The organism is Aurantiacibacter sp. KMU-128 (assembly GCF_056933515.1).
This window is the reverse complement of record NZ_JBXORT010000001.1, coordinates 182,928-202,843: the sequence shown is the minus strand read 5'-3', so window position 1 is coordinate 202,843 and position 19,916 is coordinate 182,928. Positions and strand designations below refer to the sequence as shown.

Genomic DNA, 19,916 nt, shown 5'->3' with positions numbered 1-19,916 from the left:
TGATGCTCCATCAATCGTGCAAGCCAGCCGCTAGAACCGCTCCTCGTTGCGCAAATCCTCGCTCAGGCGGCGCTGCTGCGGGGCTTCGCGCGGGATATCGCGTCCGATCGCCTCCTCAAGGAAATCGTCGCTGGCGGCTGGCGGCGGCTTGTCTTGCGAGGTACCGCCGCGTTCGCCGTCAACGTCGAAGCCGTTATCACCCGGACGGCTGGTGCGGCCCGGTTCGACGAGATTGCCCTGCTCGTCGATGTAGTAATAATAGTCGCCTTCTTCGCCGTAATATTCCTCGTCCGGCTCCAGCTGCCATTGCGGCAGTTCCAGCTCGGTGTCGAATTCCTCCACCGGCCGATCGCGCACGGCATAGCGCATAAAGGCGGCGAAAGCGCGGGCCGGTGCGGTGCCGCCTTGCAGCCCGCCCACACGGCCATTGTCGTCGCGGCCCATCCACACGCCGGTGGTGATGCCGCTGGAGAAGCCGACAAAATAACCGTCGCGATTGGTGTTGGTGGTGCCCGTCTTGCCCGCCACCGGTCGCCCGATCTGCGCGGCACGGCCGGTGCCGGTGGCGACTGCGGTTTGCAGGAGGTCGGTGATCCCGGCGGCGACATAATCGGGCACGAGGCGATAGCTGCGCTCTTCGCGGTGCCGGTAAATCTCCTCCCCGCTCGCCGTGGTCACGCGCACAATGCCGTAAGGTTCGACCGAGTTGCCGCCCGCCGACACCGCCGCAAAAGCGCGGGTCATGTCGATCAGCCGCACTTCGTTGGAGCCCAGCGTCATCGAAGGCACGGTGCTGATCGCGGTGGTGATGCCGAACCGCCGCGCCATGCTGGCAACGTTGGAGAAGCCGACTTCATTGCCCAATTGCGCCGCCACCGAATTCTTCGAATAGGCAAAGGCAGTGCGGATATCGATCTGGCCGGCATAGGAATCGCCCGAATTGCGCGGACTCCAGCCATTGATCGTCACCGGCACGTCCTGCACGATATCCTCGGGTGTATAACCTGCTTCCAGCGCGGCAAGGAACACGAACAGCTTGAACGCAGAACCCGGCTGGCGCAGCGCATCGGTGGCGCGGTTGTAATTGCTGGTGACGTAATCGGTGCCGCCGACCAGCGCCAGCACCGCACCATCGCGGTCCATGCTGACCATCGCGCCCTGCGCGCCATCGGGGGCGTTGCTCTGGATTGCGGTGGTCGCCGCGCGCTGCATCCCGACATCGAGCGTCGTCCACACCTCGATCGGCTCGTTGGTCTCCTCGGTCAGCAGCAGGTCGAGCTGCGGCAGCGCCCAGTCGGTGAAATAGCGGATCGAGGTTTGTCCCTCGACCTCGCGCAGATTGACCGAATCGAGTTGCACCTCGCGCGCGACCGACGGATCGAGATCGCCGTAGCGCACCATCTGCCCGATCACGACATTGGCGCGGCTCACCGCCGCTTCGGCATCGGCGGTGGGCGAATAGCGGCTTGGCGCCTTTACCAGACCGGCGATAATCGCCGCCTCTTCCAGGCTCAGCTCGGTGGCCGGATGGCTGAAGAAGCGGCGGCTGGCGGAATCGATGCCATAGGCACCGCCGCCGAAATACACCTTATTGAGATAGAGCTCGAGAATCTGGTCCTTGGTGAAATTCCATTCCAGCGCCATCGCCAGCACCGCCTCGCGCAGTTTGCGATCAAGCGTGCGGTTGGAATTCAAGAACACATTGCGCGCCAGCTGCTGCGTGATCGTGCTGGTCGCGCTCACCTGCCGGTCTTCGTTGAAGGCGTTGTAGACCGCGCGGCCCAGCCCCATCGGATCGACGCCGAAATGCGAATAGAAGCGGTGGTCTTCCACGCTGACCATTGCATCTTTCATCACTTGCGGGATTTCGTCGGCTTCCAGCCACTGGCCATAGCTCGGCCCCAGTTCGACGATTTCGGAGCCGTCGCGCGCGCGCACCAGAATGGTCTGCGCGTTCTGGCTTTCCCTGAGTTCGGAGAAGCTGGGCATGGATTGCGCGGCGAAATAGACCGAGGTGAACAGCGCAATCATGCCGAGAAAGCCGACAAACACGCCGAGCAGAACCAGACGCTTTGTCCAGCGCCACAGGCCCGCTTTCCAGCCGGTGCCCGGCTGCTTCTTGCGCTTGGGTGTGGTGGAGCCGCTGCTCCTGCCTCTGGCCATCAGCCTGTCACTACTCCGCAGCGGCGAGGGGCGCCTTGCCCGTCACCCGATATGACGAAAACCGCCACTGCATAATGCAATCATAATGCGGGGTGAACGCCAATTCTCGCTTAATCGCCGGATTTGTCGCCAACTTCGTCTTCTGGCTCAAAGGCGAGCGAGGCGGAGTTGATGCAATAGCGCAGGCCTTCGGGGCCGGGGCCATCGGGGAAGACGTGCCCCAAATGCCCGGAACAGCGCGCACAGGTGACTTCGGTGCGCACCATGCCGTGCGAGGTATCCTGATGCATATCGACATTCTGCTGGTCGGCAGGCGCGGTGAAGCTGGGCCAGCCGGAGCCGGAATTGTATTTGGTGCCGCTATCGAACAGCGGCAGCCCACAGCCGGCGCATTTGTAGAGTCCCTCGGCCTTGTTCTTTTCATATTTTCCGGTGAACGCCCGCTCCGTCCCGCCTTCGCGCAGGACGTGATACTGCTCGGGCGAAAGCCGCTCGCGCCATTCGGCTTCGGTAAGATTCATCTTCTCAGTCATCGGAGTGCTCCTTTGACCGAAGATATGGGGCTTGGCGCCAGAACCTGCAACGCCGAGAAACTCGGCGCCGCAGGCAGGATTTCACACTAAGACACTAAGGACACGAAGAGGTTCCGCCAATGGCGAAGGAATGCCCTCTTCGTCGTCTTCGTGTCTTTGTGTGAAAACTTCCTTCTTACGCTCACAGAAGCACAGAGGCACGGAGTAGAGCCGCCAATCTCTGTGCCTTTGTGCCTCTGTGAGCGAAACTCTGTAAAGCGCCTTCGGCGCAAGCTAGGCGTTGACGTCGGCGTAATGCTTCGGTGGCGGGATGCCGTCCATTTTCTGGCGCAGCAAAGGCGAGAAGCTGGGGCGACTTTTGATCACGCGGTACCAGCCATGCGCGCTCTGGTGGCCCGTCCAGTCGATCCCGTCGAGATAATCGACCACCGAAAGCTGCGCCGCGGCGGCGAAGTCGGCGAGGCTCAACTGCGCGCCTGCCAGCCAGCGGCGATTGTCCACCAACCAGTCGAGATAATCGAGATGCTCGTGCAGCAGCCGCGTTGTCTGCCGCAAAGTGCGGCTATCGGGTGACTGGCGCAGCACCAGCCGCTTTTTCACCTTCTCGTGCAGCAGCGGCCCGGTGATATCGGCAAAGAAGGTCTCGTCATACAGCGCCACCAGCCGCCGGATTTCCGCCCGCGCGCGAGCGGAGCCGATAATCAGCGGGCGATCCGCCACGGTCTCTTCCAGATATTCGCAAATCGCTTGGCTATCGATCAGCGTCACCCGCTTTTCCGCATCGTGCAGCACCGGCACACGGCCTGCCGGATTGAGCCGGCGGAAATCGTCGCCCGCATCCCACGGATAGAGCGTGATCAGATCATAGCCGATCTTCTTCTCGCCCAAAGAGAGCTGCACCTTGCGGCTGAACGGACAGAGCGGGAAGTGATAGAGATGCCACATGGTTGTAACACGCTATTGCCGCAAGCGTGCGCGCCGGTCTAGCCGGACGGGCACACTTATTCCGGCAAAAGCGGCAGGCACACGGGCATCAGCTGGTATTCGGCGCCATCGGCCAGAATCGCGCGCGCTTCGTCACTGGCGATATCGGCAACGGCTTCTGCCGGAAGTCCCGTTTCATCGACCACCCGCACCAGCGCGCGAACGAAAAACTCGCGCCCGGTTTCGGCCAGCGGTGGATATTGCAGCGCCTGCTCCTCCTCGCGCTCCTGCGCGCCTGCGACAATGGCGAAGGCCACCGAACAGCGCAGCAGCATCCGCTGCTCCAGCGTCAATTCGGGCTCGGCCTCCTGCGCGAAAGCAGTGGCGGGAGCGGCAAGCAGGGTAAGAGCGAGAAGACTTCGGAACATCACCTGCCCTTACTAGTCCTATCAAGTGAACCCAAGCTGCATATTCGCCCCAGATTCACCCTTGTGCTCGCGCGGCGAGCCACAGATATGGGCGCCCAAGAGGAGACAGACATGACCGATTACCCCGCATTGCACCTGCTGATCGACGGCGAGCAGCTTTCAGGCGATGGCCGCAAGAGCGAGGAGGTCATAAATCCTGCCACCGAAGAGGTTCTCGGCCAGCTGCCCCACGCGACCAGCGCCGATCTCGACCGCGCGCTCGAAGCGGCAAAGCGCGGCTTCCAGACCTGGCGCAAGACCTCTGCCGACAAGCGCGCCAGCATCCTCACCAAAGCCGCCAACCTGCTGCGCGAACGGGCAGGCGAGCTGGGGGAAATCCTCTCGACCGAACAGGGCAAGCCGCTCGCCGAAGGGCGCGGGGAATTCATGTATTCGGCCAATCTGCTCGAATTCTATGCGCAGGAGATCAAGCGCAATTATGGCCGCACGCTGGTGCGCCCCGAAGGCCAGCGCGCCGAAGTGCAGTATCACCCGGTCGGCCCCGTCGCCGGTTTCGCGCCGTGGAATTTCCCCGCCATCAATGTGATGCGCAAAATCGGCGGCGCGCTCGCGGCGGGCTGCTCGGCGATTGTCAAACCCTCGGAGGAAACGCCCGCCAGCGGCATCGCGGTGGTGCAGGCATTGTGGGACGCAGGCGTACCGGGCGACGTCGTGCAATGCGTATTCGGCGTACCAAGCGATGTGAGCGAACACCTGCTCGGCTCCCCCATCATCCGCAAGCTGACCTTCACCGGCTCCACTCCGGTGGGCAAGCATCTGGCGAAGCTGGCAGCGGAAGATCTCAAGGTCACCACTATGGAGCTGGGCGGCCACGGCCCCGTGCTGGTCTTCGACGATTGCGACGTAGATCGCGCGGTGCAGGTGATGTTCCAGGCCAAGCTGCGCAATGCCGGGCAGGTCTGTGTCAGCCCCACGCGCTTCCTGATCGAAGAGAATGTGTTCGAACGCTTCCGCGACGGTTTCGTCGAAAAGATGAAGGGCGTGACTGTCGGCAATCCGCTGGAAAGCGGCACCGATATGGGCCCGATGGCCAATGCGCGCGGGCTGGAGAATATCCAGAAAGTCATCGCCAATGCGAAGGAAGCGGGCGCGCAAGTGCTCGCGGGCGGGGAGCGGATCGGCAATCAGGGCTTCTTCCACCAGCCGACCGTGCTTGCCGAAGTGCCGCTCGATGCCAAGATCATGCACGAAGAACCGTTCGGCCCTGTCGCCGTGCTCAACCCCATGAAGGGCGAGGAGGCGATGATCGCAGAGGCCAACCGCCTCCCTTACGGCCTTGCCGCCTATGCCTGGACCAGCGATCCCGCCCGCCGCAGCCGCCTCGCTGCCGATATCGAAGCAGGGATGCTCGCCATTAATGGCGGCAGCGTCTCGACCGTCGACGCGCCGTTTGGCGGGGTGAAATGGTCAGGCTATGGCAGCGAAGACGGCGCCGAGGGCGTGCGCGCCTGCATGGTGGTCAAGACCGTCCACGAAGGCTGAGGAGAGAGTCCGATGAAAACCCGCGCCGCCGTAGCATTCGCACCCAAGCAGCCGCTCGAAATTGTCGAGCTTGATCTGGAAGGCCCCACGGCCGGCGAAGTGCTGGTCGAGATCATGGCGACGGGCATTTGCCATACCGACGCCTACACGCTCGACGGGCTGGACTCGGAAGGCATTTTCCCGAGCATTCTCGGCCATGAAGGCGCAGGGATCGTGCGGGAAGTTGGCGAAGGGGTGACCAGTGTCGCACCGGGTGACCACGTCATTCCGCTCTACACCCCCGAATGTCGCCAGTGCAAAATGTGCCTCTCCGGCAAGACCAATCTGTGCAGCGCCATCCGCGCGACGCAGGGCAAGGGGTTGATGCCCGATGGCACCAGCCGCTTCAGCTACAAGGGCGAGACGATCTACCACTATATGGGCTGCTCGACCTTTTCGAACTTCACCGTCCTCCCTGAAATCGCCGTCGCCAAGATCCGCACTGACGCGCCGTTTGATACGTCCTGCTATATCGGCTGCGGGGTGACCACCGGCGTGGGAGCGGTGGTGAACACGGCGCAGGTGAAGCCGGGCGACAATGTCGTGGTGTTCGGCCTTGGCGGAATCGGCCTCAACGTCATCCAGGGCGCGAAAATGGCCGGGGCAGACCGGATTGTCGGCGTCGACATCAACCCGGCGAAGAAGGAATGGGGCGAGAAATTCGGGATGACCGATTTCGTCAATCCCAAGGAGACCGCCAATGTGGTGGAGCACCTCGTTGAACTGCTCGATGGGGGCGCGGATTACTCCTTCGATTGCACCGGCAATACCGATGTGATGCGCGACGCGCTCGAATGCTGCCACAAAGGCTGGGGCACCAGCATCATCATTGGCGTTGCCGAAGCAGGCAAGGAAATCGCCACGCGCCCGTTCCAGCTCGTCACGGGCCGCAACTGGCGCGGCACCGCGTTTGGCGGGGCGAAGGGGCGCACCGATGTGCCCAAGATCGTCGATTGGTATATGAACGGCAAGATTGCGATCGACCCGATGATTACCCACCGGCTGACGCTGGAAGAAATCAACAAAGGCTTCGACCTGATGCATTCGGGCGAAACCATCCGCAGCGTCGTCGTTTATTGAGAGGAAACCCAAATGTTCAGCCACATCATGATCGGCACCAGCGATCTCGACCGCGCCGCCGCCTTTTACGAGAAAGTCCTCGCGGTTGTCGGTGCCCCCGCACCGCGTTTCAACGATGCGCCAACCGGCCACCGCCGCGCGATGTTTGTGCATGGCGGCAATGTCTTCATGCTGTCCGAACCGATCAATGACGAGCCCGCCACCTGCGCCAACGGCATGACCATCGGCTTTGCCTGCTCCTCGCCCGAGCAGGTGAAGGAATTGCACGATGTCGCGGTGGCCAATGGCGCGAATTCGGTCGAAGACCCGCCGGGCCTGCGCGAAGGGCGCGCTGTGGGCGATCTGCATCTGTGCTATTTCCGCGATCTCGATGGCCACAAGATCTGCGGTCTGCACCGGGTGGGCTGATGGCAATCGAGCACATCTCCACCGCGCGCTGTTATGCGGGCGAGCAGCAGGTCTGGCGGCATCAGAGCGCAAGCACCGGCACGCCGATGACCTTTGCCATCTACATCCCCGATCACGCGGAAGGCGCAAAGCTGCCAGTGATCTGGTGGCTGTCGGGCCTGACCTGCACGCATGAAAACGCGATGATCAAATGCGAATACAAGCGCGCCTGCGCCGAGCACGGGATTATCTTCGTGTGCCCCGATACCTCTCCGCGCGGTGACGGTGTGCCCGATGACGAGGCCTATGATTTCGGCCAGGGTGCGGGGTTCTATGTCAACGCGACGCAGGGACCATGGAGCGAGCATTTCCATATGCGCGCCTATATCGAGGAAGAGCTGCCCGCACTGGTCGCCGCCAATTTCCCCGTCGATATGGCGCGGCAGGGGATTTCCGGCCATTCGATGGGCGGTCACGGCGCGCTGACCGTTTCTCTCCGCAATCCCGGCCGTTTCCGCTCGACCGGAGCCTTCGCCCCCATCGTCTCACCGCTCAATTGCCCGTGGGGCGACAAGGCGCTTACCGGCTATCTGGGCGAAGATCGCGCGGCTTGGCGTGAATATGACAGCGTCGCGCTGATCGAGGATGGCGCGCGGATCGAACAGCTCCGCGTCGAGCAGGGGACGGGTGACGAATGGCTGGAAGAACAGCTGAAAACGCACCTTTTCACCGATGCAATTGCCGCAGCGGGAATGGAGGCCGACGTGCTGATGCACGAAGGCTATGACCACGGCTATTTCTTCGTCAGCACCTTCATCACCGACCACATCGCCTGGCACGCGGAACGGTTGAAGGGTTAGCGGCTTAGCCTGAAAACCGCGTGCTCGGCGCGCAGATTGGCGTTGCTCCCGCCAATCTCGCGCCCGCGGGCGAAGAACCATGCGCCGTCCACGCTCACACCTTTTTCGGCGAGCAGATCGCGGAAATCTTCCACGGTCAGATGGTGGATATTCTTCGTCGCATACCAGCTTTCGGGCAAGTGCCGCACCACCGGCATCCGCCCGGTGCGCAGCAGCGCGAGCCGCATCCGCCAATAGGCGAAATTGGGGAAGCTGACGAAGGCCGTGCGGCCCACGCGCAGCAGTTGGTCGAGCAACCAGTCGGGCCGCTCTGCCGTCTGCAAAGTCTGGCTTAGGATCGCCACGTCGAAGGCCTTGTCGGGATAGTCCGCAAGGTCGCGATTTGCATCGCCCTGCACCACGGAAAGCCCCTTGGCGACCGCGCGTTCGACCTCTTCGGGATTGATCTCGATCCCGCGCGCATCCGCGCCCTTGCCGTCTCGCAATTCCGCCATCAACGCCCCGTCACCGCAGCCGACATCGAGCACCCGCGCGCCATGCGGCACGAGGCTGGCAATCTTGGCGAGGTCAGGACGCAGCCTCAAGCGGGCACCCGATAGATGTCCGGAAAAACGCGTTCCATACCGCGCTCCGGGTGGGACAGCAGGCTCCAGCCGAGCTGCTCGTAGAGGCTATGCGCATCGAGCGTAAGCAAGGCCCAGCGCCGCAGCCCCTGCAGCTCGGGATGGTCTTGCAGGTTTTGTACCATGGCCTTGGATAGTCCCAGCCCGCGATGCTCCTCCAGCACATAGACGTCGGCGAGGTATGCGAAAGTGGCGCGGTCAGTGACCACGCGTGCCATGCCTACCTGTTTGCCATCCTTGGACACCGCAACCACGAGGCTGTTCGCGATTGCGCGGCTGACGATTTCGAGCGGGATGCCCGGCGACCAGTAACTGCGCGTGAGATATGCGTGCGCGGCGACCGGATCAATACGGTCGGCATCGCTCACCAGTTCGTATCCGGCAGGCAGCGCAATCATTCGATGAACCCCTTCACCACGCGGTCCAATGCCGGCACATCGAGCAGGAAGCTGTCATGGCCGTAGGGGGCGGATAGCTCGACGAAGCTCACCGGTGCGGCGACCGCGTTCAGCGCGTGCACGACTTCGCGCATATCGGCGGTGGTGTAGAGCCAGTCGGTGTCGAAGCTGACGAGGCAGAAGCGCGTATCGCTTGCCTTGGCGAAGGCATCGGCCAGGCGGCCACCCGCCTCCTCCGCCAAATCGAAATAGTCCATTGCGCGGGTGATGTAGAGATAGCTGTTCGCATCGAAGCGGTCGGTGAAGCTGATCCCCTGATGGCGCAGATAGCTTTCGACCTGGAAATCGGCGTCGAAACCGAAGCTTTTCGCGTCCCTGTCCTGCAATTGCCGCCCGAATTTGTCGGTCAGCCCCTGTTCGGAAAGATAGGTGATATGCGCAGCCATCCGCGCCACGGCGAGCCCCTTGTCGGGCGATGTTCCGCCATAATAGGCGCCGCCCTGCCAATCGGGATCGGCCATGATCGCCTGCCGCCCGACCTCGTGGAAGGCGATGTTCTGCGCGGTGTGGCGCGCGGTGGTGGCGATGGCGAGGACGCGAGCGGTGCGCTCGGGCCAATTGGCAGCGCAGCACAAGGCCTGCATTCCGCCCATCGACCCGCCGACGACCGCGTGCAGTGTCCCGATCCCTAGCACATCGAGCAGCGCGATCTGCGCGCGCACCATATCGCGGATGGTGATGACGGGGAAATCCATGCCGTAGGGCGTGCCGCGTGGGCCGGTGCTCGCGGGGCCGGTCGAGCCCATGCAGCTGCCCAGCACATTGGCGCAGATGACGTGGAAACGGTTCGTGTCGATGGGTTTGCCGGGGCCGACCATCCGTTCCCACCAGCCAGGCTTGCCGGTGACGGGATGCTCGCTCGCAACGAACTGGTCACCCGTCAGCGCGTGGAAAAGGAGGATGGCGTTGGACTTGTCTTCGGCCAGATCGCCATAGATCTCGTAAGCAACCTGTACGCCCACAAGCTCACGCCCGCTATCGAGCGGCAATGGCTGGGGCAGCGTCACGCGCTGGAGATCTAGGGTTGCGGCACTGGCCATGGCGGACAGCGACTTGGGGGAGGTGTTGGTTTGTGTCAATCGGTTCGCGTGGGGAGTGCAGGCCCCGATACGTTGCGCCAGCGGCGAAGCCGCATTCAATATGCGCTCACAGAGGCACAAAGGCACAGAGGAGTTGCGCGACTTCTCTGTGCCTTTGTGCCTCTGTGAGCGTAAAAACTGGAAAGCGCCTCCGGCGCGCGTTACACGCGCCGCGATGACTAGCATACGCCCGCAGATGAAGCCCTATGTGGCCGAAATTCACGCCTATGTTCCCGGCAAAAGCAAGGCTGCCGATGGCAAGCCGCTGGTGAAGCTGTCGGCGAACGAGAACCCGCTCGGCTGCTCGCCCGCCGCTTTAGTGGCACTGACAGAGGCGGGGAAACCGCAAGACTACCCCGATCCGGGTTCGACGGCTTTGCGCGAAGCCATCGGCGCGCTGCACGGGATTGATCCCGCGCGCATTGTGTGCGGCACCGGCTCGGACGAATTGCTCAACCTCGCCGCGCAGGGGTTCGCCGGAGAGGGCGACGAAGTGCTGTTCAGCCGCTACAGCTTTGCCGTTTATGACATCGCCGCCAAACGCTGCGGGGCGACGCCGGTTATCGTGCCGGACAGCAACTACACCGCCGATGTCGACGCGCTACTCGCCGCAGTGACCGAGCGCACCCGCGTTCTTTTCATCGCTAACCCGAACAACCCGACGGGCACGTTCCTGCCGCGCGCGGAGATTGCGCGGCTGCACGCTGGCTTACCCGCCGATGTGCTGATGGTGCTCGACCAGGCCTATGCCGAGTATCTTTCGCCTGAGGATGATGACGCGGGACTTGCCCTCGCTGAAGCCAACGAAAATGTGCTGGTCACCCGCACTTTCTCCAAGATCTACGGCCTCGCCGCCGAGCGGATCGGCTGGGCGACCGGCGCGCCGCATCTGGTGGATGCTGTGAACCGCATCAGAGGGCCTTTCAACGTGACCTCCAGCGGGCAGAGAGCGGGCTTGGCAGCCTTGGGGGATCAGGATTTCGTCCGCGCCAGCCGCGAAGCCAACGCCGCCCAGCGCGCGCGCTTCGTGGCGCGCATTGAGGCGCTCGGCAATCACGGATTGCGCGCCGTGCCGAGCGAAGCGAATTTCGTGCTGGTCGAGTTCAACGGCACGGTGTCCGCGAAGTCCGCGCTCGATGCCATTGCAGCGGCAGGATATGCTGTGCGGCATTTGCCCGAACTTGAGCATTGCCTGCGCATTACAATCGGCACGGCGGAGCAGATGGACACCATCGCCGATGTGCTCGACACGCTGACAGGCGCTTCGCATGGCGATTGAGCGGGTTGCGATTATCGGGCTGGGTCTGCTCGGCGGCTCTGTGGGGTTGGCCGTGCAGGAGTATTTGCCGGACGTGCAGCTTACCGGCTTCGATGCCGATGCCGCCGTGCGCCAGCGGGCGGGCGAGCGCGGGCTTGTCCACACCGTAGCCGACGATGCGGCAGAGGCTGTGCGCGGGGCCGATCTGGTGATCCTGTGCGTGCCGGTGGGCGCGATGCGCAGCGCGGCCAAGGCCATCGCGCCGGGACTGTCGGCAGAGGCGATCATCAGCGATGTCGGCTCCTCCAAGGCGCGGCTGGCCAATGCCCTCGCCGAGGAATTGCCCGGCCACCACATCATCCCCGCCCACCCCGTTGCGGGCACCGAGCAGTCGGGGCCGGATGCCGGGTTTGCCAGCCTGTTCCAAGGCCGCTGGTGTATTCTGACGCCGCCCGAAGGCGCGGACGAAGCCAAGGTCGCAGCGCTGTCCGCTTTCTGGGAGGCGCTTGGCTCTACGGTCGAGATCATGGACGCCGCGCATCACGATATGGTGCTCGCGGTCACCAGCCATATCCCGCACCTCATCGCCTACACTATCGTCGGCACGGCGAGCGACCTGGAGGAAGTGACGCGCAGCGAAGTCATCAAATATTCCGCCGGCGGCTTCCGCGACTTCACCCGCATCGCCGCCAGCGATCCGACCATGTGGCGCGATGTGTTCCTGCACAACAAGGACGCGGTGCTGGCGATGATGCAGCGTTTCGAAGCCGATTTGGGCGCGATGCGTCAGGCGATCGAGGCGGAGGACGGCGAAGCGATGTTCGACCTCTTCACCCGCACCCGCGCTATCCGCCGCGGCATTCTCGACCAGGGCCAAGACGACGCGCGGCCTGACTTTGGGCGGGGGCATGAGTAAGGGATTTTGCGCCCCCCTCCCTTGAGGGAGGGGCAGCGAGACTTGGCGGCTTGTTGCCTAGTCCCAGCGGGGTGGGCTTGCTGCGTTCGATAATTTGGCGTTGCACCCCCATCCCCCAACCCCTTCCCCACAGGGAAGGGGGGGGTGCGTCGCGCACGCTCAATTCCCCAAGACCTATTCCGCCGCCACAGCCTCGTGCCGTGCGTGTTCCAGCGTCGCCAAAAACCGCTCGGCATCTAGCGCTGCCATGCAGCCCGTGCCCGCCGCGGTTACCGCCTGACGATAGGTGTGGTCCATCACATCGCCGCAGGCAAAAACGCCGGGAATGGAGGTTTTGGGCGTGCCGGGTTCGACGATCAGATAGCCGCTTTCATCGGTCGGCAGCTTGCCTTTGAACAGCTCGGTTGCAGGCGCGTGACCGATGGCGACGAAGGCTCCGTCGACTTCGAGGGTGGACAGTTCGCCCGTCACCGTATCGCGCAGTTCAAGGTGGTGCAGCTTGCCGTTCTCGCCTTCGACAAACCGCTCGACAGTCTTGTTCCACAGCGGCGTGATCTTGTCGCTGGCGAACAGGCGATCCTGCAGGATCTTCTCACTGCGCAAGCTGTCCCGGCGGTGGATCAGCGTCACATCGTCCGAATGGTTGGTCAGATACAGCGCCTCTTCCACAGCGGTATTGCCGCCGCCGATCACCGCGACCTTCTTGCCGCGATAGAAGAACCCGTCGCACGTGGCGCAGGCGGAAACGCCCTTGCCGCCCAGTTCCTGCTCGCCCGGAACGCCCAGCCATTTGGCCTGCGCACCCGTCGCGATCACCAGCACATCGCCGATATATTCGTCGCCGGAATCGCCGATGGCGCGGAAGGGCGAGCCGTTTGCCAGATCGACCTCGACAATCGTGTCCCACATCATCCGCGTGCCGACGTGTTCGGCCTGTTTCTGCATCTGCTCCATCAGCCACGGGCCCTGGATGACATCGGCAAAGCCGGGATAGTTCTCGACATCGGTGGTGATGGTCAGCTGCCCGCCGGGCTGGATGCCCTGCACGACAATCGGCTGCATCCCCGCGCGCGCGCCGTAAATGGCGGCGGAATAGCCGGCGGGGCCGGAACCGATGATGAGCATACGGGTGGTGTGGGTCGCCATAGGAAGTCTCGAATCTGTCTGCTGTTTCGCACTTTGAGGTAGTGTGCAGAGACATTCGCATCAAGCGAGGCAGCGGTTTCATCCCAAGAGATGCCCACAGGCAGCAAAACGGCCGCGCTCCGATGGGAAGCACGGCCGCTGCGGGGGGTTCAATTTTGGACGCGGTTATGCCTGCGCAGGCGCCCGGCGCTTGTCCATCGCCTTCTTCACCACGTAGCCGCCCGCGCCCAGTGCGAGCATCGCGGGGATGCTCATCCGGGCGATGGCGGGGACAGCCACGGTGCCGATAATAGCGCCTGCGGGGCCGCCGATCTTGCGGGTCTGCTTGCTGAGTGCCGCGCCAACACCGGCGCCGATAATCTTGCCAATCATGTCAAATCTCCTTTGACTTATCAACGGACAAGCCCCGGCGCCTGTTCCCGGCATCACGCGGCCAGCGTTGCCGCCTTCGCCTTTGCCTCTTCGATTTTCTCTTCGCCGCCTTCGCCCATAATGCCGTCGGCTGCGACCATTTCGATGTCGGTTATGCCGAGGAAACCGAGGAAGAATTTGAGCCACGGGGTCATGTGATCGTAATCGCTGCCCACCGGCGTGCCGCCCGATGCGATCGCGAGATAGACCTTCTTGCCGGTGAGCTTACCTTTGGGCCCTTCGGCGGTGTATTCAAACGTGGTCCCGGCGCGGGCAACCAGATCGGCCCATGCCTTTACGGTGGCGGGGACAGAGAAATTGTAGATCGGAATGCCCATCACGATCGTGTCGGCATTCTGCAATTCCTCGATCAGCGTATCGGCAATCGCGGCCAGTTCCTGCTGCTCGGGCGAACGCTCGGCATAGGGGGCGAGGTTGGCGGCGAAACGCGCGCCATCGACGAACGGCAGGTCGTTGGCCGAGAGATCGCGCTCGACAACAGTGGCATCGCCCTTGGCGGTGAGGCTGGCGACAATGCGGGTGCTGAGGTCACGGCTGACCGATTCCCCGCCGCGAATGCTGGCGGTGATGTGCAAGATATTGGGCATTGATGGTTCTCCTGTTGGGATCGATTTCCCCTCCCTTGAGGGAGGGGTTAGGGGTGGGTGTGCGGCGCCAGAAACTGCCGTCGAACCCCCACCCCCGGCCCCTCCCCACGGGGAGGGGAGTTTCGGGTCATGCCGCGTCGACCAGCACCAGCTCGCTGTCTTCGAGCGCGGTGATGGTCACGCTGTCGCGCTGTGTAATGGCGACACCGTCGCGCGCTTTCGCCTCCACGTCCTCGACCCGCACCTTGCCGGTGGCGGGGACGAGGTAGAGGTGACGCGACGCATCGCGCGGGGTGTAGGTGACGCTCTCTCCTGCCTTCACCGTCGCGCCCAGCACACGGGCATCGGTGCGGATCGGAAGCGCGTCATCGTCATTGGCCACCCCGCTGGCGAGCGGCACGAACTGGCCTGCGCGGTCATCCTTGGGGAATTGCCGCGCACCCCAGCTCGGCGCGCCGCCGCGCTCGGATGGAATGATCCAGAGCTGGAAGAGCGTACATTCCTCGCCTTCCAGATTGTATTCCGAATGCTGCACGCCATTGCCCGCGCTCATCACTTGCACATCGCCCGCTTCGGTGCGGCCTTCATTGCCCATACTGTCACGATGCGTGATCGCGCCTTTGCGGACATAGGTGATGATTTCCATGTCGCTGTGCGGGTGCGTGGGGAAGCCTGTGCCCGGCGCGATGGTGTCATCGTTCCACACCCGCAGGGCACCCCAGTGGACGCGCGCCGGATCATGGTAATTGGCGAAAGAGAAATGGTGGTTTGCCTGCAACCAGCCGTGATTGGCCGAGCCGAGGGTTTCGAAAGGACGCAGTTCGATCATGTCATATCTCCCTTCTCGGGGAAGTGTTGCTGTGATGATGAACAGATAGGGCTTGGCGTTCCACCTGATAACTGCGATAAAATCGGCTGAGATGTTCAGGAAATCCGAACAATGAAGCTGGGCGAACCTACCTTGGACCAACTCCGCATCTTCCTCGCGGTGGAGGAGGAGGGCAGTTTCGGTGCGGCGGCGAAGCGCATGGGGCGCGCGGTTTCGGCAATCAGCTACGGCATCGCGCAGATGGAAGCGCAATTGGGCGTGACCCTCTTCGCCCGCGAAGGCTCGCGCAAACCAGTGCTGACCAATGCGGGGCGCGGCCTTTTGAGCGAGGCGAAAGCGATCACCGACCGCTCGGACGCGCTCATTGCCAAGACCCGCAGCCTCCATGCCGGGCTGGAAAGCGATCTCGGCCTTGTCGTCGATGTCATGGTGCCGGGCGAAGTCACCGCACAGGTGCTGCGCGAATTTCGCGTGATGTTCCCCACTGTGGCGCTGCGCCTGCAGGTGGAGGGGCTGGGCGCGGTGGCCGCCTGCCTGCTCGATGCCGAGGCGGATCTGGCGATTGGCGGGCCGGTGCTGGGCGATCATCCGGAGCTGGAGCGGCAGGCGATTGGCGAGACCGAGCTCGTCCCCGTCGCCGCCCCCGGCCACCCGCTCGCCCGCAAAGGCATCGCGCCGGGACAGAGCCGCGAGCATCTGCAACTCGTCCTCACCGACCGCTCTTCGCTGACCAAGGGTCGCGAGTTTTCTGTGCTCAGCCCGCTCAGCTGGCGACTGGGCGATCTGAGCGCGAAACACGAGCTGCTGCGCCAAGGCATAGGCTGGGGAAATATGCCCCGCCCGATGGTGGAGGCGGACCTCGCCAGCGGCGCACTGGTGGTGCTCGACCTGCCCGAGAAGCCGGGCGCAACCTACGGCTTCAGCGCAGTATGGCGCCGCGATGCGAAGCCGGGACCGGCGGCGAGCTGGGTGATCGATGCGTTTAGGGAGCGGCTTTGCGCGCAGATTTAGATCAGGTGCGACGCGCGGAGGGCATCCTGCGCCCTAAAGGACGGCTTCGCACAATCATCATCTATCTGGAAAATGGAGCGGGCGAGGCGATTCGAACGCCCGACCCTCACCTTGGCAAGGTGATGCTCTACCCCTGAGCTACGCCCGCTCACTGGCGTTTTCCGGCGGGACAAAACCCGTTGATCCGGATGGGGAGCGGCGCGGTTAGCACCGGCTCTTCCACCCCGCAAGAGGGAATCTGCACGAAATGCGCCGCGCAGCCGCTATTGCCGCCGCAATCGCCCCTTCGGCCCCTTCCCCCCTTCACAAACCGCGCAAAGGTGCCACATTGCCCCTCATACGCAAAGCGCACGAAACAGGAGCATTACCTTGGCAAGCATGGGCCTCAATCTCGACGAGCAGAAGGCAGTCGACCGATTCCGCAAACAGGTTGTGGAACCGAGCCAGACCAAGCTGGTGATCCTCGATTTCTGGGCCGAATGGTGCGGGCCGTGCAAGGCGCTGGCTCCGGTGCTGGAGAAAGTCGCGGCCGAATATGCCGACAAGGGCGTGGTGCTGGCGAAGATCGATGTCGATGAGGAACGCTTCATCGCCAGCCAGTTTCAGGTGCAGTCGATCCCCACCGTCTATGCGATGTTCCAGGGGCAGCCTGTGGCCGACCTGACGCCCGCGCGCACCGAATCGCAGCTCAAGGGCGCGCTCGACCAGTTGCTGGCGCAATTGCCGGTTCAGGCAGGCGCAGCGGATGGCGACCCCGAAGCCGCGCAAATGGCGGCGATGGAAGAACAGATAGGCCAGATCATCGCCATGGGCGAACAGGCGCTGGCCGATGGCGAGAACGAGAAAGCCGTGGAGATTTTCCAGCAGATCGCTGCCAACGCCCCTCCCCCCATCGCCATGAAGCCCGAAGTGCAGGCCGGTCTGATCCGCGCGCTAATCGCTACAGGTCGCGCCGAAGAAGCGCAGGCCGCTTATGATGCACTGCCGCCGGAAGTGCAGGGCGAGGAACTGGTGGCTCAAGCGCATAAGGCGCTCGCTCTGGTCGAAAACAAGGTCGATGATAGCGAGTTGCAGGCGCTGCGTGCGGCGGCGGCGGAGCGTCCCGCCGACACCGATGCGCAGATCGCCTTTGCCGAGGCCGCCGTCGCCGCAGGCGAGCGCGACGAGGCGGCGGATGTGCTGCTGCGCGCCATTCAGGCGTCGCACGATCCCTCCGCCGAAAGGCCCGAAGACAGCCCCGCCAAGACGAAACTGCTCGAGATTTTCGAAGCCGTAGGCATGGAAGACCCGTGGGTGGCGAGCCAGCGGCGCAAGCTCTCGCTTATTCTGTTTGGTTGAGATGGCTGCATCCCATACTCCGCTCACCCTGAGCTTGTCGAAGGGTTGCTTTTTCTTCTTGCACCGCATGCCCGAAGTAAGGGCTATGCTTCGACAGGCTCAGCATGAGCGGATAGAGGTAGCCAAGTGACCAAACGCCTCTCGATCTTCCCGCTCACCGGCGCGCTGCTCTTCCCCGGGCTGCAATTGCCGCTGCATATTTTCGAGCCGCGCTACCGTGCCATGGTCGGCGATGCGCTGGCGCGCGACCGGCGGATCGCGATGATCCAGCCCAAGGATTCGGTCGAAGGCGCGCCGCTCTACGACATTGGCTGCGTCGGCAAGATCGAGGATGTCGAAACAAGCGAGGACGGGCGCTACAACATCATCCTGACCGGCGAGGCGCGCTTCCGCGTGGTGCGCGAACTGGAAGTGACAACGCCCTTCCGCCAGGTCGAAGCCGAATTGTTCGACGAGCCGAAGGAGGAGTATCTCTCGCTTGGCGAACGCGCGAGTTTCGAGCACGAGGCGCGCAAATATGCCGACAGTCAGGGATACGCGATCGACTGGGACTCGGTCGCGCGGCTCGACGATGTAACGCTGATCAACGGCGTGTCGCAGATTGCGCCCTTCGATTCGGCGGCAAAGCAGGCGCTATTAGAAGCGCCGAACCTGCGCGAACGGTGTGATCTGCTGGTCAGCCTGCTGGAGTTCTTCGCTAGGGGTGATCCTGATGAGGGGCACGTAACGCTGCAGTAATTCCTCCCCCAGCGGGGGAGGGGGACCATGCGCAGCCAGGTGGAAGGGCACCCGCGAATGCTCCGAGCGGCTGAAAGTGCCCCTCCACCCCGCCGCTTCGCGTCGCGGTCCCCCTCCCCGTTCCGGGGAGGAACTAAATCCCAAAAGCCCCTCTTAGCCCGTCGATCACATATTGCGCCGCCAACGCGGCGAGCAGCACGCCCAGCAATCGCGTGATCACCGCTTCCACACGCGCGCCGAGCAGGCGGATCAGTGGTCCGGCGGCGATCAGGGCGATCATCGTGATCAAAAGCACGCTCACCAGCGCGCCGAGCACGACCATGGTGCCTTCATAGCCCTCGGCCTCGTTCTGCAGCAGCATCACCGCCGCAATCGCGCCCGGCCCGGCGAGCATAGGCATCGCCATAGGAAAGACCGAGACGTCCTCGACTTCGGGCGTCGCGGCGACCTTTTCCGCGCGCTCCTCGCGCCGCTGGGTGCGTTTCTCGAACACCATTTCCCACGCGATCCAGAACAGCATGAAACCGCCCGCGATGCGGAAACTGTCGAGCTCGATATGCAGCGCGCCGAGCAGGCTCTGCCCAAACAATGCAAAGATCACGAGGATAACAAAGGCGATCATACACGCGCGGATCGCCATATTGCGCGCCTGCGCTGGCGTCGCGCCTTTGGTCAGCCCGGCATAGATCGGCGCGCATCCCGGCGGGTCGATCACGACGAACAGCGTGATAAAGGCGGAGAGGAAGAGTTCGATCATGGCTTAACCGCCTGCGGGCACGCTGAAGGTATCGGCGATTTGCCATTCGCCGCCGCGATACCATTCGACGATAACGTTCCGGGTTCCCCCTGCATATTGCCGCCATTCGACTTTGAGCGTGCCGTCGGCTGACATCCATTCGCCGATCTCGGGCAGCGCGCCGGGAGTGATATTGATCGGCGGCTGCGGCACCGCTGCGCCCTCCGCCGGACAATCAGCAATCCGCCCGTTAATCGCCAGCATCCCCGGCACGATAATCGCGTCTTCCGGCAGATCGGGATCGACTTCAGGCGCGGGCTGCGGATTGTCGAGCGCGCCAATATCGTAGATCCATTTGTAGCTGCGGTCGCTCTGCAACTGCCACACGGTGACGTAAGAGCCGACTTCGCCCGAAGGCATTTGCAGCCGACCGAACGTCACCGCCAGCGTGCCGTCGCAGCTCGACCAGATATCAGCAGGCGTCCACGAAACGGCCTGTTCGGGATTGGCGCGGCCATTGATGAAGGTTTCGAGCGGCACCGGCCCGTTCGGCCCGTGCACGACGGCACCGCTCGCGGCATAAGCGCGGAAGGCGGTCCACATCCCTTCGTCGCGTGCTTGCCGGGCAAAAGCGATATCGGCAGCGGCCACGCGGCCCGGATCGCCAATCGTCGGCAGCCGCTCCAAAGTGCGCTCGGCAGCGCGCGCCTGACGGCTGATCGCTTGCTGGCGCGGCGAGGTGCAGGCGGCGAGCATGGCGGACAGCGCGAGGGCGGTAAGGAGGGTTCTTGCGATCATTCTGCGCCCCT

At 63.4% G+C, this 19,916-nt stretch carries 22 protein-coding genes and 1 tRNA gene; 9 read left to right on the top strand and 14 right to left on the bottom strand.

What is annotated here, in order from left to right; all coding sequences use genetic code 11:
- Positions 1-30: 30 nt before the first annotated feature.
- The 4 genes from ACS0VV_RS01090 to ACS0VV_RS01075 form a co-directional block, all read right to left on the bottom strand.
- A complete protein-coding gene (locus tag ACS0VV_RS01090; protein ID WP_483530899.1) occupies positions 31-2,163 on the bottom strand; it encodes a transglycosylase domain-containing protein in 2,133 nt (710 codons plus the stop codon).
- 110 nt (positions 2,164-2,273) lie between these two features.
- Positions 2,274-2,696, bottom strand: a complete 423-nt coding sequence (msrB, locus tag ACS0VV_RS01085) for a peptide-methionine (R)-S-oxide reductase MsrB (protein WP_483530898.1) — start codon at positions 2,694-2,696, stop codon at positions 2,274-2,276.
- A 273-nt stretch (positions 2,697-2,969) separates the two neighbouring features.
- The gene (locus tag ACS0VV_RS01080; RefSeq protein WP_483530897.1) at positions 2,970-3,641 is read right to left on the bottom strand and encodes a glutathione S-transferase family protein; all 672 of its coding nucleotides are present in this window, start codon (positions 3,639-3,641) and stop codon (positions 2,970-2,972) included.
- Positions 3,642-3,697: 56 nt separating this feature from the next.
- Complete coding sequence (locus tag ACS0VV_RS01075) at positions 3,698-4,048, bottom strand: hypothetical protein (RefSeq protein WP_483530896.1); 351 nt, start codon at positions 4,046-4,048, stop codon at positions 3,698-3,700.
- Between the two features lie 111 nt (positions 4,049-4,159).
- Between ACS0VV_RS01075 and ACS0VV_RS01070 the strand changes: the two genes are divergently transcribed.
- From ACS0VV_RS01070 to fghA, 4 genes are read left to right on the top strand one after another with little or no spacing between them, the layout of a single operon-like run.
- Positions 4,160-5,590 (top strand): NAD-dependent succinate-semialdehyde dehydrogenase, encoded by a 1,431-nt coding sequence (locus ACS0VV_RS01070; protein WP_483530895.1) that lies wholly within the window; start codon positions 4,160-4,162, stop codon positions 5,588-5,590.
- Positions 5,591-5,602: 12 nt separating this feature from the next.
- Positions 5,603-6,709: an S-(hydroxymethyl)glutathione dehydrogenase/class III alcohol dehydrogenase gene (locus ACS0VV_RS01065; protein WP_483530894.1), complete on the top strand. Its 1,107-nt coding sequence runs from the start codon at positions 5,603-5,605 to the stop codon at positions 6,707-6,709.
- A 12-nt stretch (positions 6,710-6,721) separates the two neighbouring features.
- Positions 6,722-7,117 carry a VOC family protein gene (locus tag ACS0VV_RS01060; RefSeq protein WP_483530893.1) on the top strand — a complete coding sequence of 132 codons (396 nt, stop codon included), beginning with the start codon at positions 6,722-6,724 and terminating at the stop codon, positions 7,115-7,117.
- Entirely contained in the window at positions 7,117-7,956 is an 840-nt protein-coding gene (gene fghA, locus ACS0VV_RS01055) for an S-formylglutathione hydrolase (protein ID WP_483530892.1), read from the top strand. The genes ACS0VV_RS01060 and fghA overlap by 1 nt, the downstream gene beginning before the upstream one ends.
- Here the strand turns inward: fghA and metW are convergent.
- Genes metW through metX form a run of 3 tightly spaced genes read right to left on the bottom strand, consistent with a single transcriptional unit; the run spans position 7,953 to position 10,077 of the window.
- The gene (gene metW, locus ACS0VV_RS01050) at positions 7,953-8,540 is read right to left on the bottom strand and encodes a methionine biosynthesis protein MetW (RefSeq protein ID WP_483530891.1); all 588 of its coding nucleotides are present in this window, start codon (positions 8,538-8,540) and stop codon (positions 7,953-7,955) included. The genes fghA and metW overlap by 4 nt on opposite strands.
- A complete protein-coding gene (locus tag ACS0VV_RS01045) occupies positions 8,537-8,977 on the bottom strand; it encodes a GNAT family N-acetyltransferase (RefSeq protein ID WP_483530890.1) in 441 nt (146 codons plus the stop codon). Before ACS0VV_RS01045 ends, metW begins: the two co-directional genes overlap by 4 nt.
- On the bottom strand, positions 8,974-10,077 hold the full coding sequence (gene metX, locus ACS0VV_RS01040; RefSeq protein WP_483530889.1) for a homoserine O-acetyltransferase MetX: 1,104 nt from the start codon (positions 10,075-10,077) through the stop codon (positions 8,974-8,976). Before metX ends, ACS0VV_RS01045 begins: the two co-directional genes overlap by 4 nt.
- A gap of 214 nt (positions 10,078-10,291) precedes the next feature.
- Here metX and hisC point away from each other — a divergent pair, with 214 nt between their 5' ends.
- The gene (hisC, locus tag ACS0VV_RS01035; protein WP_483530888.1) at positions 10,292-11,395 is read left to right on the top strand and encodes a histidinol-phosphate transaminase; all 1,104 of its coding nucleotides are present in this window, start codon (positions 10,292-10,294) and stop codon (positions 11,393-11,395) included.
- Positions 11,385-12,290 carry a prephenate/arogenate dehydrogenase family protein gene (locus ACS0VV_RS01030; protein ID WP_483530887.1) on the top strand — a complete coding sequence of 302 codons (906 nt, stop codon included), beginning with the start codon at positions 11,385-11,387 and terminating at the stop codon, positions 12,288-12,290. The genes hisC and ACS0VV_RS01030 overlap by 11 nt, the downstream gene beginning before the upstream one ends.
- A 174-nt stretch (positions 12,291-12,464) precedes the next feature.
- On the opposite strand, the gene trxB is transcribed toward ACS0VV_RS01030, so the two are convergent.
- The 4 genes from trxB to ACS0VV_RS01010 form a co-directional block, all read right to left on the bottom strand.
- A complete protein-coding gene (gene trxB, locus ACS0VV_RS01025) occupies positions 12,465-13,436 on the bottom strand; it encodes a thioredoxin-disulfide reductase (protein ID WP_483530886.1) in 972 nt (323 codons plus the stop codon).
- 165 nt (positions 13,437-13,601) lie between these two features.
- Positions 13,602-13,808: a hypothetical protein gene (locus ACS0VV_RS01020; protein ID WP_483530885.1), complete on the bottom strand. Its 207-nt coding sequence runs from the start codon at positions 13,806-13,808 to the stop codon at positions 13,602-13,604.
- A gap of 53 nt (positions 13,809-13,861) precedes the next feature.
- Positions 13,862-14,455, bottom strand: a complete 594-nt coding sequence (locus ACS0VV_RS01015; RefSeq protein ID WP_483530884.1) for an FMN-dependent NADH-azoreductase — start codon at positions 14,453-14,455, stop codon at positions 13,862-13,864.
- Between the two features lie 127 nt (positions 14,456-14,582).
- Positions 14,583-15,284, bottom strand: coding sequence for a pirin family protein (locus ACS0VV_RS01010; protein WP_483530883.1), 702 nt, complete (start codon positions 15,282-15,284; stop codon positions 14,583-14,585).
- 111 nt (positions 15,285-15,395) lie between these two features.
- Here ACS0VV_RS01010 and ACS0VV_RS01005 point away from each other — a divergent pair, with 111 nt between their 5' ends.
- Positions 15,396-16,295, top strand: a complete 900-nt coding sequence (locus ACS0VV_RS01005; RefSeq protein WP_483530882.1) for a LysR family transcriptional regulator — start codon at positions 15,396-15,398, stop codon at positions 16,293-16,295.
- Between the two features lie 73 nt (positions 16,296-16,368).
- Here the strand turns inward: ACS0VV_RS01005 and ACS0VV_RS01000 are convergent.
- Positions 16,369-16,443 (bottom strand) — tRNA-Gly (locus ACS0VV_RS01000).
- Between the two features lie 230 nt (positions 16,444-16,673).
- On the opposite strand from ACS0VV_RS01000, the gene ACS0VV_RS00995 reads away from it, so the two are divergent.
- Together ACS0VV_RS00995 and ACS0VV_RS00990 are read left to right on the top strand one after the other, a co-directional pair.
- The gene (locus ACS0VV_RS00995) at positions 16,674-17,633 is read left to right on the top strand and encodes a tetratricopeptide repeat protein (RefSeq protein ID WP_483533475.1); all 960 of its coding nucleotides are present in this window, start codon (positions 16,674-16,676) and stop codon (positions 17,631-17,633) included.
- A 126-nt stretch (positions 17,634-17,759) separates the two neighbouring features.
- The gene (locus ACS0VV_RS00990; RefSeq protein WP_483530881.1) at positions 17,760-18,371 is read left to right on the top strand and encodes an LON peptidase substrate-binding domain-containing protein; all 612 of its coding nucleotides are present in this window, start codon (positions 17,760-17,762) and stop codon (positions 18,369-18,371) included.
- Between the two features lie 133 nt (positions 18,372-18,504).
- Here ACS0VV_RS00990 and ACS0VV_RS00985 read toward each other — a convergent pair whose 3' ends face one another.
- Positions 18,505-19,128 (bottom strand): MarC family protein, encoded by a 624-nt coding sequence (locus ACS0VV_RS00985; RefSeq protein WP_483530880.1) that lies wholly within the window; start codon positions 19,126-19,128, stop codon positions 18,505-18,507.
- Between the two features lie 3 nt (positions 19,129-19,131).
- Positions 19,132-19,905 (bottom strand): hypothetical protein, encoded by a 774-nt coding sequence (locus tag ACS0VV_RS00980; protein ID WP_483530879.1) that lies wholly within the window; start codon positions 19,903-19,905, stop codon positions 19,132-19,134.
- Positions 19,906-19,916: the final 11 nt, after the last annotated feature.

Bases quoted from the DNA above. Each gene is read 5' to 3' on its own strand.
- ACS0VV_RS01090 (WP_483530899.1), bottom strand. From the start codon at position 2,163: ATGGCCAGAGGCAGGAGCAGCGGCTCCACCACACCCAAGCGCAAGAAG.
- ACS0VV_RS01020 (WP_483530885.1), bottom strand. From the start codon at position 13,808: ATGATTGGCAAGATTATCGGCGCCGGTGTTGGCGCGGCACTCAGCAAG.
- trxB (WP_483530886.1), bottom strand. From the start codon at position 13,436: ATGGCGACCCACACCACCCGTATGCTCATCATCGGTTCCGGCCCCGCC.
- hisC (WP_483530888.1), top strand. From the start codon at position 10,292: ATGACTAGCATACGCCCGCAGATGAAGCCCTATGTGGCCGAAATTCAC.
- ACS0VV_RS00980 (WP_483530879.1), bottom strand. From the start codon at position 19,905: ATGATCGCAAGAACCCTCCTTACCGCCCTCGCGCTGTCCGCCATGCTC.
- ACS0VV_RS01070 (WP_483530895.1), top strand. From the start codon at position 4,160: ATGACCGATTACCCCGCATTGCACCTGCTGATCGACGGCGAGCAGCTT.
- ACS0VV_RS00995 (WP_483533475.1), top strand. From the start codon at position 16,674: ATGGGCCTCAATCTCGACGAGCAGAAGGCAGTCGACCGATTCCGCAAA.
- ACS0VV_RS01075 (WP_483530896.1), bottom strand. From the start codon at position 4,048: ATGTTCCGAAGTCTTCTCGCTCTTACCCTGCTTGCCGCTCCCGCCACT.
- ACS0VV_RS01065 (WP_483530894.1), top strand. From the start codon at position 5,603: ATGAAAACCCGCGCCGCCGTAGCATTCGCACCCAAGCAGCCGCTCGAA.
- ACS0VV_RS01080 (WP_483530897.1), bottom strand. From the start codon at position 3,641: ATGTGGCATCTCTATCACTTCCCGCTCTGTCCGTTCAGCCGCAAGGTG.
- ACS0VV_RS01030 (WP_483530887.1), top strand. From the start codon at position 11,385: ATGGCGATTGAGCGGGTTGCGATTATCGGGCTGGGTCTGCTCGGCGGC.
- ACS0VV_RS01005 (WP_483530882.1), top strand. From the start codon at position 15,396: ATGAAGCTGGGCGAACCTACCTTGGACCAACTCCGCATCTTCCTCGCG.
- msrB (WP_483530898.1), bottom strand. From the start codon at position 2,696: ATGACTGAGAAGATGAATCTTACCGAAGCCGAATGGCGCGAGCGGCTT.
- ACS0VV_RS00985 (WP_483530880.1), bottom strand. From the start codon at position 19,128: ATGATCGAACTCTTCCTCTCCGCCTTTATCACGCTGTTCGTCGTGATC.
- ACS0VV_RS01015 (WP_483530884.1), bottom strand. From the start codon at position 14,455: ATGCCCAATATCTTGCACATCACCGCCAGCATTCGCGGCGGGGAATCG.
- ACS0VV_RS01060 (WP_483530893.1), top strand. From the start codon at position 6,722: ATGTTCAGCCACATCATGATCGGCACCAGCGATCTCGACCGCGCCGCC.
- ACS0VV_RS01010 (WP_483530883.1), bottom strand. From the start codon at position 15,284: ATGATCGAACTGCGTCCTTTCGAAACCCTCGGCTCGGCCAATCACGGC.
- metX (WP_483530889.1), bottom strand. From the start codon at position 10,077: ATGGCCAGTGCCGCAACCCTAGATCTCCAGCGCGTGACGCTGCCCCAG.
- ACS0VV_RS01045 (WP_483530890.1), bottom strand. From the start codon at position 8,977: ATGATTGCGCTGCCTGCCGGATACGAACTGGTGAGCGATGCCGACCGT.
- fghA (WP_483530892.1), top strand. From the start codon at position 7,117: ATGGCAATCGAGCACATCTCCACCGCGCGCTGTTATGCGGGCGAGCAG.